Annotated in this window: 16 protein-coding genes; 3 read left to right on the top strand and 13 right to left on the bottom strand. The window is 68.8% G+C overall.

Annotated elements, in window-relative coordinates:
• Positions 1 to 51 precede the first annotated feature (51 nt).
• The 3 genes from MEU52_RS08025 to MEU52_RS08015 all read right to left on the bottom strand — a co-directional run bounded on the left by MEU52_RS08025 (position 52) and on the right by MEU52_RS08015 (position 3,278).
• The gene (locus MEU52_RS08025; protein WP_238120481.1) at positions 52 to 1,071 is read right to left on the bottom strand and encodes an ABC transporter substrate-binding protein; all 1,020 of its coding nucleotides are present in this window, start codon (positions 1,069 to 1,071) and stop codon (positions 52 to 54) included.
• Between the two features lie 8 nt (positions 1,072 to 1,079).
• Positions 1,080 to 2,177 carry a LacI family DNA-binding transcriptional regulator gene (locus MEU52_RS08020; RefSeq protein WP_238120482.1) on the bottom strand — a complete coding sequence of 366 codons (1,098 nt, stop codon included), beginning with the start codon at positions 2,175 to 2,177 and terminating at the stop codon, positions 1,080 to 1,082.
• Between the two features lie 339 nt (positions 2,178 to 2,516).
• Positions 2,517 to 3,278 carry a Spy/CpxP family protein refolding chaperone gene (locus tag MEU52_RS08015; RefSeq protein ID WP_238120483.1) on the bottom strand — a complete coding sequence of 254 codons (762 nt, stop codon included), beginning with the start codon at positions 3,276 to 3,278 and terminating at the stop codon, positions 2,517 to 2,519.
• 209 nt (positions 3,279 to 3,487) lie between these two features.
• On the opposite strand from MEU52_RS08015, the gene MEU52_RS08010 reads away from it, so the two are divergent.
• Complete coding sequence (locus tag MEU52_RS08010) at positions 3,488 to 4,210, top strand: response regulator (RefSeq protein ID WP_238120484.1); 723 nt, start codon at positions 3,488 to 3,490, stop codon at positions 4,208 to 4,210.
• Positions 4,207 to 5,574 carry an ATP-binding protein gene (locus MEU52_RS08005; RefSeq protein ID WP_238120485.1) on the top strand — a complete coding sequence of 456 codons (1,368 nt, stop codon included), beginning with the start codon at positions 4,207 to 4,209 and terminating at the stop codon, positions 5,572 to 5,574. The genes MEU52_RS08010 and MEU52_RS08005 overlap by 4 nt, the downstream gene beginning before the upstream one ends.
• A gap of 130 nt (positions 5,575 to 5,704) precedes the next feature.
• Here MEU52_RS08005 and MEU52_RS08000 read toward each other — a convergent pair whose 3' ends face one another.
• The 8 genes from MEU52_RS08000 to MEU52_RS07965 form a co-directional block, all read right to left on the bottom strand.
• Positions 5,705 to 6,586 (bottom strand): 3-hydroxybutyryl-CoA dehydrogenase, encoded by an 882-nt coding sequence (locus tag MEU52_RS08000; RefSeq protein ID WP_238120486.1) that lies wholly within the window; start codon positions 6,584 to 6,586, stop codon positions 5,705 to 5,707.
• A gap of 171 nt (positions 6,587 to 6,757) precedes the next feature.
• Positions 6,758 to 7,702 (bottom strand): electron transfer flavoprotein subunit alpha/FixB family protein, encoded by a 945-nt coding sequence (locus tag MEU52_RS07995; protein ID WP_238120487.1) that lies wholly within the window; start codon positions 7,700 to 7,702, stop codon positions 6,758 to 6,760.
• Positions 7,702 to 8,451, bottom strand: a complete 750-nt coding sequence (locus tag MEU52_RS07990; RefSeq protein WP_238120488.1) for an electron transfer flavoprotein subunit beta/FixA family protein — start codon at positions 8,449 to 8,451, stop codon at positions 7,702 to 7,704. The genes MEU52_RS07995 and MEU52_RS07990 overlap by 1 nt, the downstream gene beginning before the upstream one ends.
• A 154-nt stretch (positions 8,452 to 8,605) precedes the next feature.
• Complete coding sequence (locus MEU52_RS07985) at positions 8,606 to 9,316, bottom strand: rhomboid family intramembrane serine protease (protein WP_238120489.1); 711 nt, start codon at positions 9,314 to 9,316, stop codon at positions 8,606 to 8,608.
• 49 nt (positions 9,317 to 9,365) lie between these two features.
• A complete protein-coding gene (locus MEU52_RS07980) occupies positions 9,366 to 9,944 on the bottom strand; it encodes a cob(I)yrinic acid a,c-diamide adenosyltransferase (protein WP_238120490.1) in 579 nt (192 codons plus the stop codon).
• Between the two features lie 183 nt (positions 9,945 to 10,127).
• A complete protein-coding gene (locus MEU52_RS07975) occupies positions 10,128 to 10,322 on the bottom strand; it encodes a twin transmembrane helix small protein (RefSeq protein WP_238120491.1) in 195 nt (64 codons plus the stop codon).
• 24 nt (positions 10,323 to 10,346) lie between these two features.
• On the bottom strand, positions 10,347 to 10,874 hold the full coding sequence (locus MEU52_RS07970; protein ID WP_238120492.1) for a TspO/MBR family protein: 528 nt from the start codon (positions 10,872 to 10,874) through the stop codon (positions 10,347 to 10,349).
• A 48-nt stretch (positions 10,875 to 10,922) separates the two neighbouring features.
• Positions 10,923 to 11,366, bottom strand: coding sequence for a host attachment protein (locus MEU52_RS07965; RefSeq protein ID WP_238120493.1), 444 nt, complete (start codon positions 11,364 to 11,366; stop codon positions 10,923 to 10,925).
• 312 nt (positions 11,367 to 11,678) lie between these two features.
• Between MEU52_RS07965 and MEU52_RS07960 the strand changes: the two genes are divergently transcribed.
• Positions 11,679 to 11,978 (top strand): hypothetical protein, encoded by a 300-nt coding sequence (locus MEU52_RS07960; RefSeq protein ID WP_238120494.1) that lies wholly within the window; start codon positions 11,679 to 11,681, stop codon positions 11,976 to 11,978.
• A 160-nt stretch (positions 11,979 to 12,138) separates the two neighbouring features.
• On the opposite strand, the gene MEU52_RS07955 is transcribed toward MEU52_RS07960, so the two are convergent.
• Positions 12,139 to 12,672, bottom strand: coding sequence for a copper chaperone PCu(A)C (locus MEU52_RS07955; protein WP_238120495.1), 534 nt, complete (start codon positions 12,670 to 12,672; stop codon positions 12,139 to 12,141).
• A gap of 124 nt (positions 12,673 to 12,796) precedes the next feature.
• On the bottom strand, positions 12,797 to 13,186 hold the full coding sequence (locus MEU52_RS07950) for a DUF2946 family protein (protein ID WP_238120496.1): 390 nt from the start codon (positions 13,184 to 13,186) through the stop codon (positions 12,797 to 12,799).
• Between the last annotated feature and the right edge of the window lie 63 nt (positions 13,187 to 13,249).

Genomic DNA, 13,249 nt, shown 5'->3' with positions numbered 1-13,249 from the left:
GCGGAGGAGGAGCCCCACCCTGAGGGGGGTGGGGCGTGAGTGGCGAGGTGCTCACTTCACCTCGTTCAGATAGGCTTCGGCAAAGCCCTTCTGGGCGGCTTCCATCTTGGCATAGTCCACCGGCTTGGCGCGGGCGTAATCGGCCGCCGGCAGGAAGCGCTCGGAGATTTCCTTGGGCAGCTCCACCGCCCGGGCAGGGCGCAGATAGGCCTGGGCCCACATGGCCTGGCCCTTGTCGGAGAGCACATAGTCGAGGATCTTCCTGGCGGCTTCCGGGTGCGGCGCGCCCTTCACCATGGTCATCACATAGGGCACCACCACCGTGCCTTCGCAGGGGATGACGAAGGCGAAGTCGCCCTTTTCGTTATATTTGGCCCGGTAGGCATTGAAGTCGTAATCCAAGAGGATCGGGATTTCGCCGGAGACGACGCGGGCATAGGAGGTCTGCTTAGGCACGATGGGGTCATTGGCCTGCAGCTTCTTGAAGTAGTCGACGCCCGGCTTGAAATTGTCGAGGCTGCCGCCCATTGCATTGTTCACCGCCACGGCGCCCACATAGCCCACGAAGGCGCTGGTGGGGTCGAGATAGCCCACCATGCCCTTGTATTCGGGCTTCTGCAGGTCGGCCCAGCAGGCCGGCACCGGCGCGCCGCCGAGGGCCTCCTTGTTCACGAAGAAGCCGAGGGTGCCGGAATGGATGGTGAACCAATTGCCATCCTTGTCCTTGAGGCCTTCGGGGATCTCCTCGAAGCCCTTGGGCTTGTAGGGCTGGGTGACGCCGGCATCCTTGGCCTTGATGCCGAAGGTGACGCCCAGATAGGCCACATCGGCCACCGGGCTCGCCTTTTCCGCCAGGATCTGGGTGAGGGACTGGCCGGAGTTCTTGTTGTCCTGCGGCACGTCGATGCCGGTATCGGCCTTGATGGCCTTCAGCATGGCGCCCCAATTGGCCCATTCGGGCGGGCAATTGTAGCAGATGGCATCGGCGGCCGAGGCGGCGGGCGCCGCAAGCGCCGTGAGGCCGCAGCCGAGCGCGCCCGCCAGGAGCGCGCGTGAGATCAGGCGAAGCATGGTGAACCTCAATCGCTGGTCGGTGATGATGAGGGAGGAACGGTCTGGTACGCGGCACATGGCGGATGCTGCTCGCGGGCTTCCGCCGTCCCGCCCGGTGCAGAGGCGAGCGTGCCTCCCGGGCGAATGGTGTAGTCGAGGTGCTCGATGCTGGGCGGCTCGCCCTGCTCGATCATCTCGAAGAGCTTTTCCACGGCCCGCTCGCCCATGCGCCGGTTGGGCGTGGCGATGGTGGCGAGCGCCGGGGTGATCAGGCTGCCGAGGCTGATGCCGTCGAACCCTGCCACCGAGACGTCGCCGGGCACCTCCAGGCCGAGCTTGCGCAGGGCACCGGCCACCGAGATGGCCAGGAGATCGTTGGAGCACAAGGCGGCGGTGGGGTGGTGCCGGTCGCGGAACAGGGCGGCGAGCGCACGGGCGTGGCCTTCGGCATCGCCGAGGTAATCCAGCTCCACCGCCGGCTCGGGGGGCAGCCCCGCCCCTTCCATGGCGGTGACGTAGCCCAGATAGCGCCGGCGTGACCGGTCGGAGCTGGCGAAGCGCCCGCCGAGATAGACGATGCGCCGATGGCCATCGGCAATCATCGCCTCCGTGAGGGCGCGGGTGGCGCCGGCGTTGTCCACGCACACAGCAGCTCGGTCCGGCCGGGTGGGCTCGTTATAGACCAGCACGTAGGGGATGCCTTCCGCCTCCAAGAGGTCGAGGGAGGGATTGCTGTCGGCATTCGTCACCGTCAGCACCAGCCCGGCCACATTCTGCGCCACCAGGGTTTCCACCATCTCCGGCTCACGGGTGGGGTCATAGTCGGTGGTGGTGAGCAGCAGGGTATGCCGGCGCTGCCGCGCGCCATCCTCCATGCCCGACACCGAAAGGGCGAACACCGGGTTGGTGAGGCTGGGGATGACCACGCCCAGGGTGCGGGTGCGCAGGGTCTTCAGCGAGCGGCCGATCTCGCTGGGGCGGAAGCCCAGTTCCTGCACCGCGGCGCGCACCCGGGCTTCCACCTCCGGGCTGGTGCGGGCCGAGCCGTTAATGACGCGGCTGACGGTGGCGATGGAACAGCCCGCCCGCTCGGCGACAGTGCGTATGGTGACGACCCGGGCCACGGCACTCTCCGCATCCAGTCCCTGTTTCCGGTTTCAACCGTGACCGTCATGCCAGCGCCGACGGGCGGACATAGCTTCACGTGGGTCGTGCCCTCGGGTCGATGTCCTGAAACCGTTTTCAGGGTGTATAGGCAGATGATGCTACAACCGTATGACGGCCGCGTCTTCTTGCAGCGCGAAGAGGGTGGGCGGCGCCGGCCATGAACCTTCGGGTCATGACCCTCATAAAGAAACAGCGGGTGCGTCGAAACGCACCCGCTGTGGGGAAGGGACGATCAGGGCGGCGAGAATCCCTTCCTTTCCGAAGCCTCCGGCTGATGTGCTCAGGCGGAGGCGAACTCAGGGCTGGCCCAGTCCGTCGGGCCCGGGGCCATCCATCTCGGGCCCGGTCATGTCGGGTCCCGGCATATCCGGCCCGTTGGGGCCGCCGAGCGGAGCGGGCGGCGCCGGGCGCCGCGGCGGCATGAGGGCTGGACCCAGCCGGGCCACCCGCTCGAGCTGGGCGGGGGTCAGCTTGGCCTTGAGGGCGGCGGTTGCCTTAGCCAGCTGCTCGCCGGCTTTGCCGCGCTCCTGCAGGCGGCTCGCCATCGCCTCGATGCCGCTGAACGGCGCCGGAGCGTCTGCCTCGGCGGTATCGGATCGCGCCGGACGAGCGGGCCGGCGGGCCGGCCGGGGCGGCGTGGCCGTGGCCTGCAGGGCATCGGTGAAGTCCCGCCAGACATCAAGCTGGTCGACGCGAATGCCGATGGCCGTTTCGGCCGCGGCGAGGCGACCTGCCAAAGCGAGTGGGCCGGGCGGCGGCGGGCCTGGCGGTCCCATGCGGCGCCCGCCGGGCTGGCCGGGCCGGACGGGGCCCGGAGCGGCCGCGAAGGGCGGCTGCGGGTGGGGGCCAGCCGAAGCCAGCTGCGGACCCGCGAGCGGCTGTCCAGGCGGACGATCCAGCGCGGCGACCTGCGTGCGGGCCATCACGCTTTCGCTGGCGATCTGCGGCAACCGATCCTGGGTCTTGCCGGAGCTGTTCTGGGCTGCCGCCACGCCGACCAGGGCGACGCTCGTCACCACGCTCGATAACAGCAGAATCCGAACACTTTGGCGCACCATCTTTACCGCCTCCGTGACGTTTGCGATGGCCGGACAGTGCCCCGTTCCTGTTGCTGGTGAAGGTCCGCAGGTTTCCCAACGTATTCCCGGAGGGCCAAAATGTATCTGAATGTTGCATCCGGCGGCCGAGCAACGGATCGTTGCACGCCGCCATGCGGGGACACGGGCAAAGACGGATAAGGACAATGAAGGACAGGAGGCCAAAGCCCGTGGAGAGTGGCGCCCATATTCTCGTCGTCGATGACGACCAGGAGATCCGCAAGCTTCTGAGCCGCTATCTGGTGGGCCAGGGATTCCGCGTCTCCACTGCCGGAGATGGCAAGGAGATGGGGGAGAAGCTGGCCACCCAGCGTATCGACTTCGTGGTGCTCGATCTGATGCTTCCCGACGTGTCCGGTCTCGATCTGTGTCGCGACCTGCGGGCCACTTCCAACGTGCCGGTGATTCTGCTGACGGCGCTGAAGGAGGATGTGGACCGCATCATCGGGTTGGAGATCGGCGCCGACGATTATCTCGGCAAGCCCTTCAACCCGCGCGAGCTGGTGGCGCGCATCCGCGCCGTGCTGCGGCGCACCGCGCCCAGCGAGGCGCAGGCGGAGACGCCGCGCGCCTTCCATTTCGCCGGTTTCCGCGCCGAGCCGGACCTGCGCCGGGTCACCGCCGAGGACGGCACGGAGGTGGCGCTCACCGGCGCCGAGTTCGATCTTCTGATGGCCTTTCTGGAGCGGCCGGGGCGTATCCTCTCGCGCGAGCAATTGCTGGATATCACCAAGGGCCGCGAGGCCGGGCCCTTCGACCGCTCGGTGGACGTGCTGGTCAGCCGGCTGCGCCGTAAGCTCGGCGACCAGGGTGCCTATCAGATCCTCAAGACCCTGCGCAACGGCGGCTACCAGCTGGCTGTGCGGGTCGAGATCGAGGATGCCACCGCATGAAGCCACTGCCGATCAAGGCATTGCCGATGAAAAGCCTGCGCGCGCAAGTGACGGCGCTGATGGTGGTGGCCATGGTGCTGGTGGTGGCGTTTGCCAACGTCGCCTCCTTCTTCATCACCGCGCCGTCGGGCCCGCCGCCCAATATGGCGGAGGAGACCGCAGGGCAGTTGGCCTTTCTCGCCGACCTCGCCGCCAAAGCTCCGGACGCGCTGCCCGGGATTGGGCGGACCGGGGTGGGCCTAAGCTCCGAGCCGCCGGCGGGGGGGGTGCTGGACTTCCCGTCTCAGGATCTCGCGCGGGCGTTGCAACGCTTTGGAAAGACAGGGGCGGTGCGGGTTGTCGCGCCCGCCGATGGCGGTCCGCCTCTGGCGGCGCTGCAGTTGCCCGACGGCCGCTGGCTGGTCACCAATGATCGCCTGTTCGGCCTGCCGTTGCCGCCGGGGCCCGGGGGGCATCCCAGCTGGACCTTGAATCTCGCCACCTGGCTGGTGCTGATGGTGGCGGGCATCACCGTGGTGGTGCTGCTGGTGATGCGGCGGTTGATGAAGCCCTTGTCGCTGATCGAGGAAGCGGCGGCGCAGATCGGGCCCAATGGCGAGCCACCGGTGTTGCCGGAGGAGGGGCCGGCTGAGGTGCGGGCGGCGGCTGCCGCCATCAATCGCCTGTCTGCCCGGCTCAAGGGGGCCATGGACAGCCGGATGCGGATCGTCGCCGGGGCCGCCCATGATCTGCGGACTCCCTTGACCCGTATGCGTTTGCGGGCGGAATTCATCGCCGATGACGAGGAGCGGGGACAGTGGTTGTCCGATCTCGCCGAGCTCGACCGCATCGCCGACAGCGCCATTCGGCTGGTGCGGGAGGAGGTGGAGGCCGGTCCCGGCGCGCCGGTCTGGCTCGACCGGCTGGTGGCGGAGGTGGTGACGGAAACCGTCGAAAGCGGTCGCAAGGCCTTGTTATTGAAGGCGGAGCCGGTTCTCGTCCTGGCTCGGCCCCTGTCTCTGAAACGGGCGCTGCGCAACCTCATCGTCAATGCCGCCACCCATGGTGGGGGCGCCCGTGTGGCGTTGTGGCGGGATGCCGGGGGGCAGGGGGAGGCGCGGGCGGTTCTCAGCATCGAGGACGATGGGCCGGGCATCCCTGAAGCCTTGATGGGACAGGTATTTGAGCCCTTTTTCCGGGTCGATCCGGCGCGCCAGGCGAAGATCCCCGGGGCCGGGCTGGGGCTGGCCATCGCCAATGAGATCATCGGCCGCCATGGAGGGCGCCTGACCCTGGTGAACCGCCCCGGTGGGGGGCTGGTGCAGCGGGTGGAGTTGCCGGCCACCGCCGCCAGCGCGCCCGAGGAAGCGCTCTGCGAGGGCTGACTCCTCGGCCGTGGAGGCGAGCGAGGCGGCCGCCGAAGGCCCCATCCTCGCCTTCAGACGAACAAAAGCCCGGCTGAGCCGGGCTTTTGCAGGGAGGATCTTAAAATGGTATCGCGGTGCGCTCGCCCGATCAGCGGGTGGGCACCGGCTTTTCGCCGCGATAATCGTAGAAGCCGCGATGGGTCTTCCGGCCGAGCCAGCCGGCTTCCACATATTTCACCAGCAGCGGGCAGGGGCGATATTTGGAATCGGCCAGCCCCTCGTGCAGCACCTGCATGATGGCGAGGCAGGTGTCGAGGCCGATGAAGTCGGCGAGCTGCAGCGGACCCATGGGATGGTTGGCGCCGAGCCGCATGGCCTTGTCGATGGCGTCCACCGAGCCGACACCCTCGTACAGGGTGTAGATGGCCTCGTTGATCATCGGCAGCAGGATGCGGTTGACGATGAAGGCCGGGAAGTCCTCGGCCACCGCATAGGTCTTGCCCAGGCTGGAGACGAAGGTCTTGGCCAGGTCGAAAGTGGCGTCGTCGGTGGCGATGCCGCGCACCAGCTCCACCAGCTCCATGAGCGGCACCGGGTTCATGAAGTGAACGCCGATGAAGTGCTCCGGCCGGTCGGTGACGGCGGCAAGGCGGGTGATGGAGATGGAGGAGGTGTTGGAGGCCAGCAGCGCATCCGGCCGCAGCACCGGGCACAGGCCGATGAAGATCTTGCGCTTCACCTCTTCCCGCTCGGTGGCCGATTCGATCACCAGGTCGCAGGGGGCGAGATCCTCGGTGGCGTTGGCCACCTGGATACGGGCGAGGGCGGCCTGGCGGGCCTCCTCGGTGACGTGGCCCTTGGAGACCTGGCGGGCCATGTTGCCGTTGATGGTGGCGATGCCGGCGCGGATCCGCTCGGGATCCAAATCGTTGAGGTACACGTCATAGCCCGCCAGGGCGCAGACGTGGGCGATGCCGTTGCCCATCTGGCCGGCGCCGATAACCCCGACCTTCTTGATCTCGACCGGCATGATTCTCTCATTTTGCCTTGGGGCCGGGGGACGGCGCCCGAATAGGGATTGGCCCGGGCCGACGGCCCGGTGCCGGTGATCTTACGGCAAGTCACCATCGGGATAGAAGATCCCCACGGTGCTGCGCGTCGACGGCGGACGGCGGCCGCGAACCCTCGCGGCCGCGCGCCCTCAGCCCTTGATCTTGGCGATTTCCGCCTTCAGCTCAGGTACCACGGTGAAGATGTCACCCACGAGACCATAGTCGGCCACCTGGAAGATGGGGGCTTCCTCATCCTTGTTGACGGCGACGATGACCTTGGAGTCTTTCATGCCGGCCAGGTGCTGGATGGCGCCGGAGATGCCGAGCGCCACGTAGAGCTCGGGGGCGACCACCTTGCCGGTCTGGCCCACCTGCCAGTCGTTGGGGGCGTAGCCGGCATCCACCGCGGCGCGGGAGGCGCCGACGGCCGCACCCAGCTCGTCCGCCAGAGGCTCGATCAGCTCGGCGAACTTCTCGCGCGAGCCGACCGCACGGCCACCCGACACGATGATCTTGGCGGCGGTGAGCTCGGGACGGTCCGAGGCGGCGATGGCCTCTTCCACGAAGGTGGAAACGGCCGGATCGGCCGCCACGGCCACCGCCTCGACGGGCGCCGCGCCGCCTTCGGCGGTGGCGGCGAACGAGGCGGTCCGCACCGTGATCACCTTCTTGCCGTCGGTGGACTTCACGGTCTGGATGGCGTTGCCGGCATAGATGGGACGCTCGAACGTGTCGGCGCCGTCCACCTTGATGATGTCGGAGATCTGCATCACGTCGAGCAGAGCGGCGACGCGGGGCAGAACGTTCTTCACCATGGCGGTGGAGGGGCCGACGATGGCGTCATAGCCCGGCGCCAGCGAGACGATGAGGGCCGCCAGCGGCTCGGCCAGGCGATGCGCATAGAGCGCGTCGTCGGCCAGCAGCACCTTGTTGACGCCGGACAGCTTGGCGGCTGCCTCGGCCACCGCCTTGGCATCCTTGCCGGCCACCAGCACGTCCACCGGGGCGCCGAGGGCGGCGGCGGCGGTCAGGGCCTTGGCGGTGACGCCGTTGAGAGAAGAATTGTCGTGTTCGGCGAGAAGCAAAGTCGCCATCAGATCACCCCCGCCTCGTCCTTGAGCTTGGCCACCAGCTCGGCCACCGAGCCGACCTTCACGCCCGCCTTGCGGCCGGCGGGCTCCGCGGTCTTCAGCACCTGAAGACGCGGCGCCACGTCCACGCCGTAGTCGGCGGGGGTCTTTTCGGCGATCGGCTTCTTCTTGGCCTTCATGATGTTGGGGAGCGAGGCATAGCGCGGCTCGTTGAGGCGCAGGTCGGTGGTCACCACCGCCGGGCCCTTGAGGGTCACCGTCTGCAGGCCGCCGTCGATCTCACGGGTCACCGCGAAGCCGCCGTCTTCCACCGCGACCTTCGAGGCGAAGGTGCCCTGGGGCCAGCCCAGCAGCGCCGCCAGCATCTGGCCGGTCTGGTTGCAGTCGTCGTCGATGGCCTGCTTGCCGAGGATCACCAGGCCGGGGGCTTCCTCACCCACCACGCCCTTCAGGATCTTGGCCACCGCCAGCGGCTCCACCGCCGTATCGGTCTTCACCAGAATGCCGCGGTCCGCGCCCATGGCCAGAGCCGTGCGCAGGGTTTCGGAAGCCTGGGCCGGGCCGATGGACACCGCCACCACCTCGGTCGCCTTGCCGGCTTCCTTGAGGCGCAGAGCCTCTTCCACCGCGATCTCATCGAACGGGTTCATGGACATCTTGATATTGGCCAGCTCGACACCCGAGCCGTCCGACTTCACCCGGACTTTGACGTTGTAATCCACTACCCGCTTCACGGGCACCAAGATCTTCATAAAGGCGTGCTCCCCGTCTGACGATCAGAAGGTCCGGCAGCGCGCGAACGGCGCCGAGGCCTCCACTTCCTTCGGTTTCCCTGCATTGCAGCAAACCTTAGGGCCGGCAACGTAGGAGGGGGCATAAATCGTGTCAACGCTCGCGCTTGAATGGTCACCGGCCGCCCCTGCCACCGGATGGATCGCGATCGAACAGCGGCACCCCGCTCCGCCGCATCACCACCACCAGCACCGCCCCGGCGAGAAAGCCGCCGAGATGCGCCCACCAGGCGGTCTCCCCATCGCTGGCGGTCAGAATCTGCCACACCTGCAGGGCGAGCCATCCGCCGATCATTACATAGGCCGGCACCCGCAGGGGGATCTTGGCCAGTGCCAGCACCCACAGCCGAATGTGGGGATGCAGGATCACATAGGCGGCGATCACCCCCGCCACCGCGCCGGAGGCGCCCACCAGGGGCGCTTCCGAATCCGGTTGCGCCGCCACATGGGCGAGGCCGGCGGCGATGCCGCACAGCAGATAGAAGAGGAGGAAGCGCCCATGGCCCATGGCGTCCTCCACATTGTCGGCGAACACCCAGAGGAAGGCCATGTTGCCGAGAAGGTGCAGCCATCCCGCGTGCAGGAACATGTAGCTCACCAGCGCAAGGTCGGCCGGCAGCTGCAGATAGCCCTCGGGCAGCACGGCGGCGCCGGTGAGCACCGCCGGAATGGCGCCGAACGACAGCATGGCCGCCTGAGCCGGGGCTTCGCCATAGCCCTGCTGCAGCAGCACGAACACCGCCAGGTTGAGGACGATGAGCCCGTAGGTCACGTAGGGCCGGCGCACGTGCTCCAGCGGGTTGCTGTCGGCAACGGGCACAAACATGGCGTGGTCCCCGGCGGAAGGAGGGAGGGGAAGCGGAACGGGCGGTGCCTCAGCGACCGCCGCCGGGCACCCACAGCACATCGGCGGTGCCGCGCCCGTTGGCGTAGCGACTGGCGACGAACAGCAGATCCGACAGCCGGTTCACATATTGCAGCGCCGGCGCGCTGACGGCGTCGGGGGCGCTGTGGGCGAGCTCCACCATGTCCCGCTCGGCCCGCCGGCAGATGGTGCGGGCCAGATGCAGGTGGGCCGCGGCCGGGCTGCCGGCCGGCAGCACAAAAGAGGTGAGGGGGGTGAGGGCGGCGTTCAGGGTGTCGATGTCGCGTTCCAGGCCATCCACCTGCGCCGGCACGATGCGCAGGGCCGCTCCCGGGGCCTCGTCGGCGGTGGCCGGGGTGCACAGGTCGGCGCCGAGATCGAACAGATCGTTCTGCACGCGGGTGAGAATGGTCGCCAATTCCGGCTCGCCGGCCAGGTACTGGCGGGCGATGCCAATGGCGGCGTTGGTCTCGTCCACCGCGCCATAGGCCGCCACCCGCAGGTCGTATTTGGCCACCCGCGCGCCGGTGCCGAGGCCGGTGGTGCCGGCATCGCCGGTGCGGGTGTAGATCTTGTTGAGCTTGACCATGGGCAGGGCCTCGAGGCTGGGGAGACACGGCGCGGGCGGTGGCGGCCGCGGGTGGGCTCGCATAGCGCACCCGGTTGCCGGCGTCATCTGGCGCCGGTGCATCGGCTCCGGCATGGGCCGTTCCGGCCGCTGACGTTCGGGCAGGCGTGGTGCCGGATGATCGCTCGCGGTGGCGCGCGTGGCCTATCGGTACATGGCGAACACCGTGGCGGCCACCAGCAGCACCGCCAGAAGCTGGAAAATGATGCGCAGCCGCATCAGCAGCTGTGAGCGCTGCGGACTGCCGCCGGCGGCGAAATTGAACAGGCCCAGCAGCAGCACGCCGGCCACCAGGGCCAGGGCCAGCGGAATGAACAGAGTGATGGACCAGTGGAGCATGGCGTTCCCCCGCCGCCCGCCGCGTCAGTTGAGATGCGCGATCATGGCATTGAGACTTGCGGCGTAGCACACCCAGGCCAGATAGGGCAGCAGCAGCGCCGCCGCCGGCCCATCCACCGCCAGCGCCGCGCGCACGGTGGCGGCGAGGGCCACCACCAGCAGCCCGATGAGCACGAGAGCGGCCTGGAGCGCGTGCAGGCCGAAGAAGACCGGGGACCAAGCGGCGTTCAGCGCCAGCTGCACCATGAACAGAAGGATGGCCCGCCGTCGCGCCGGGCTGGGCGGACGCTCCCAAAGCCGCCACAGGGCGAGCGCCATGGCGGCGTAGAGCAGGGTCCAGGCCACCGGGAAGGCCCAGTTGGGCGGCGTGAACGCCGGCTTCTCGAGCCCCGCATACCAGCCGGGAATGGCCGGACGGGTGACCACGGCGCCGCTGATCGCCACCAAAGTGACGAGAACCGCGCACAGGGCCAGCCGCCCGGCGCGCCGGGCGGTGGGGGATGGCGGCTCTGGAGCGGGCGGCACTGGAGCTTGGGGGCCGGTGGGCGCCATGGCGGAGCGTTTCCCGTTTCCGTTGATCCGGCGGTTCGTCTGGTTGGTTCAGGTGGCGATCAGCCGCTCGATCTCGTCCACCGGCATTTTCACCAGATCCTTGGCCACCTCACCGCTGACCAGTGGGCGCACCGCGGCGGGCAGGGCCTCGCGCAGCACTCCCAGCGCCCGCGGCGGCGCCACCAGCAGGATGCGCTTCACCTCGCCGCTTTCCACCAGCGCGCCGAGGCGGGCCGCCAGCCGGGTGAGAAAGGCGGTCTCGGCGGCATCATGGAGGTCGGGCTGCTCCACGGCGCTGCGGGAGACGCCGGCCGATTCGTGCACCCGACCGGGCCGCTCCGTGCCCTGGGCCGTGGTGGAGGGATGCGGCTCCGTCACGGTTTCCACCACCGTGAGCTTGGGCTGGGGGGCGATGCCCGTATCGGCGAACAGCAGCGCCTTCGCGCCGTCGGCCACCAGCACCAGACGGTTGGACTTGGCGAAGGATCCCATGGCTTGCCTCCTTGCTGCGTCATGTGTCCGGACGGTTCGGTCCGGCCATGCTCTTAAGGTTCCGCGGTGCCGGCCGAGGCGCCTTGCGGCGGATCAATGCGACGCGCGCGCCGGGTTGATCCCTGCGACGTTGCCGCCCGGCTGCGGCCTTGCCTCGATGGGCGCAACCGTGAGAATATAACAGCTTAATCGAAGCGGTGCTGCGGCGTGTGCCCGGCGTGCCGCGGCGGGTCCGGATGGCGTTGGTTCCGGTGCCATTGGTTCAGATGGCACGGTCAGCCCTGCGCGGGTCCGCGGAGAGGGGAAGGACAGATGCCTGCTCTCGTCAAGTTCCTGGTCGGTCACGCGGTGATCGGCGTGTCGCTGGCGGCGGTGTTCGTCGGCGCTCTGGTGGCGTTCGACGTGGCCAATCTCGGCACGCTGGTGCGCACCTCCTCCGATGGCCTGCTGGCCGTGGTGCTGCTCACCTTCGGTCTCGGCATCACCTTCGGCAGCGTGCAGATGGGCTTCGCCGTCATGCTGATGAGCGACGAGGACGAGCCGCCACGTGGTCGCCGCGTGCTGCTGCGCCGTCTGGTGCCCAGCTATGCCAAGGTGAAGGCCAGCCGCTGACGGGCCGGCGCGCCGGGCGCGTGCCCGCCACGCGCGATCGTCGGCTGCCGTTTGCGCTCGCCGATAGTGTGTCCCAGTTCGTGCTGTTCGCCAGCTCTGCCCAGGCTTGTGCTTGAGGCCTCCGCGTCGCCGCGGAGGCCTTTTGCTTTGCAGTGGGCCCTCAGTGGCCGCTGTGGCTGCCGTGATCGGGGGCGCTGGCGCCGATGCCTTCCACCTTGAAGGTGACGTCCACGGTGCCGGCCTTCTCGAAGGTCAGGCTGCCCTTCACGCTCTCGCCCTGCTTCAGGGGGGCCTTCAGATCCATGAACATGATGTGGTAGCTGCCGGGTTTCAGGGCCACCTCGCCATGGGCCGGCACCGGCAGGCCGTCGGGCAGGGGGCGCATGGTCATGACGCCGTCCTTCATGGCCATCTCGTGGATCTCCACCCGGCCGGCCACCTCGGCGGTGGCGGAGACCAGGCGATCGGCGGTGGCGCCGTCATTCTTCAACACCACATAGCCGCCGCCCACCTTGGCGCCGGCCGGGGTCGCCCGGGCCCAGGGGTGGACGACCTCGATGCTGCCGATCTTGAACTCATGGGCGATGCCGGCGTCGACGGAGAACACCGCGAGGCCGGTGACGAGCGCAGCCCCCGCCAGGGCGCGCAAGGCGGAACGGCGGGTGGCGGAGCGGAAACGGGGAAGATGGGTCATGGAGTGATGTCCGAAAATGGAGGTGACGCGAAGCGGCCACGGGGCCGCGCGGGATGGCATGTGCCCGCGCCGCGGCCCCGGCGGTGCCGGAGCGGACGGGTTGCAGGCGAGATACGGGACAGGTTCAGCCGCGTGTCGGGGCTGGGGGCGCGCGCGCTTGCGGCAGATGTCCGCGCCGCTGCGGCGCGATGATCGCGCGCGCCGGCGGCAGAACCGCGGCTTGTGCGAAGCGCAGCGGAATGTCGAGGGGGCTGGCGGTGCCGCCAGGCAGGCCGAAACCGAGGCCGCAGGCGCCGGCGACGCAGCAGGTGGGGGCGCCCGTCTTCGGCCCGCCGCCTTCCGGGGTCGGTGTCGTGCCCGAGGGGGTGCACAGCGCCAGCCAGCCGGGCGAGGAACTGGATGCGGCCGCCGCCGAGACGCCGAGCACCAGGCCCAGCAGCAGCGCCTGCAGCACGAGGCCATAGGCTGCAAGGAGGGCAGCAAAGGCGCGCAGATGCGAAGGCCGCCTCCTCACCGCTGCCGTCCCTCCCCGTGCTGGCGCCTGTTTCGCTTCAAGCTAGAGCATGTCCGCCGATTT

The sequence above is a fragment of the Xanthobacter sp. NM-25 genome (genome assembly GCF_022138605.1).
Taxonomy (GTDB): domain Bacteria; phylum Pseudomonadota; class Alphaproteobacteria; order Rhizobiales; family Xanthobacteraceae; genus Xanthobacter.
This window is presented reverse-complemented; position numbering and strand designations above follow the sequence as displayed.

Coding starts and splice junctions, on each gene's coding strand:
- MEU52_RS07985 (WP_238120489.1), bottom strand. CDS start 9,316: ATGTTTGTGCCCGTTGCCGACAGCAACCCGCTGGAGCACGTGCGCCGG.
- MEU52_RS07955 (WP_238120495.1), bottom strand. CDS start 12,672: ATGACCCATCTTCCCCGTTTCCGCTCCGCCACCCGCCGTTCCGCCTTG.
- MEU52_RS08005 (WP_238120485.1), top strand. CDS start 4,207: ATGAAGCCACTGCCGATCAAGGCATTGCCGATGAAAAGCCTGCGCGCG.
- MEU52_RS08000 (WP_238120486.1), bottom strand. CDS start 6,586: ATGCCGGTCGAGATCAAGAAGGTCGGGGTTATCGGCGCCGGCCAGATG.
- MEU52_RS08015 (WP_238120483.1), bottom strand. CDS start 3,278: ATGGTGCGCCAAAGTGTTCGGATTCTGCTGTTATCGAGCGTGGTGACG.
- MEU52_RS07965 (WP_238120493.1), bottom strand. CDS start 11,366: ATGGGATCCTTCGCCAAGTCCAACCGTCTGGTGCTGGTGGCCGACGGC.
- MEU52_RS08025 (WP_238120481.1), bottom strand. CDS start 1,071: ATGCTTCGCCTGATCTCACGCGCGCTCCTGGCGGGCGCGCTCGGCTGC.
- MEU52_RS07970 (WP_238120492.1), bottom strand. CDS start 10,874: ATGGCGCCCACCGGCCCCCAAGCTCCAGTGCCGCCCGCTCCAGAGCCG.
- MEU52_RS07960 (WP_238120494.1), top strand. CDS start 11,679: ATGCCTGCTCTCGTCAAGTTCCTGGTCGGTCACGCGGTGATCGGCGTG.
- MEU52_RS07990 (WP_238120488.1), bottom strand. CDS start 8,451: ATGAAGATCTTGGTGCCCGTGAAGCGGGTAGTGGATTACAACGTCAAA.
- MEU52_RS07975 (WP_238120491.1), bottom strand. CDS start 10,322: ATGCTCCACTGGTCCATCACTCTGTTCATTCCGCTGGCCCTGGCCCTG.
- MEU52_RS07995 (WP_238120487.1), bottom strand. CDS start 7,702: ATGGCGACTTTGCTTCTCGCCGAACACGACAATTCTTCTCTCAACGGC.
- MEU52_RS07980 (WP_238120490.1), bottom strand. CDS start 9,944: ATGGTCAAGCTCAACAAGATCTACACCCGCACCGGCGATGCCGGCACC.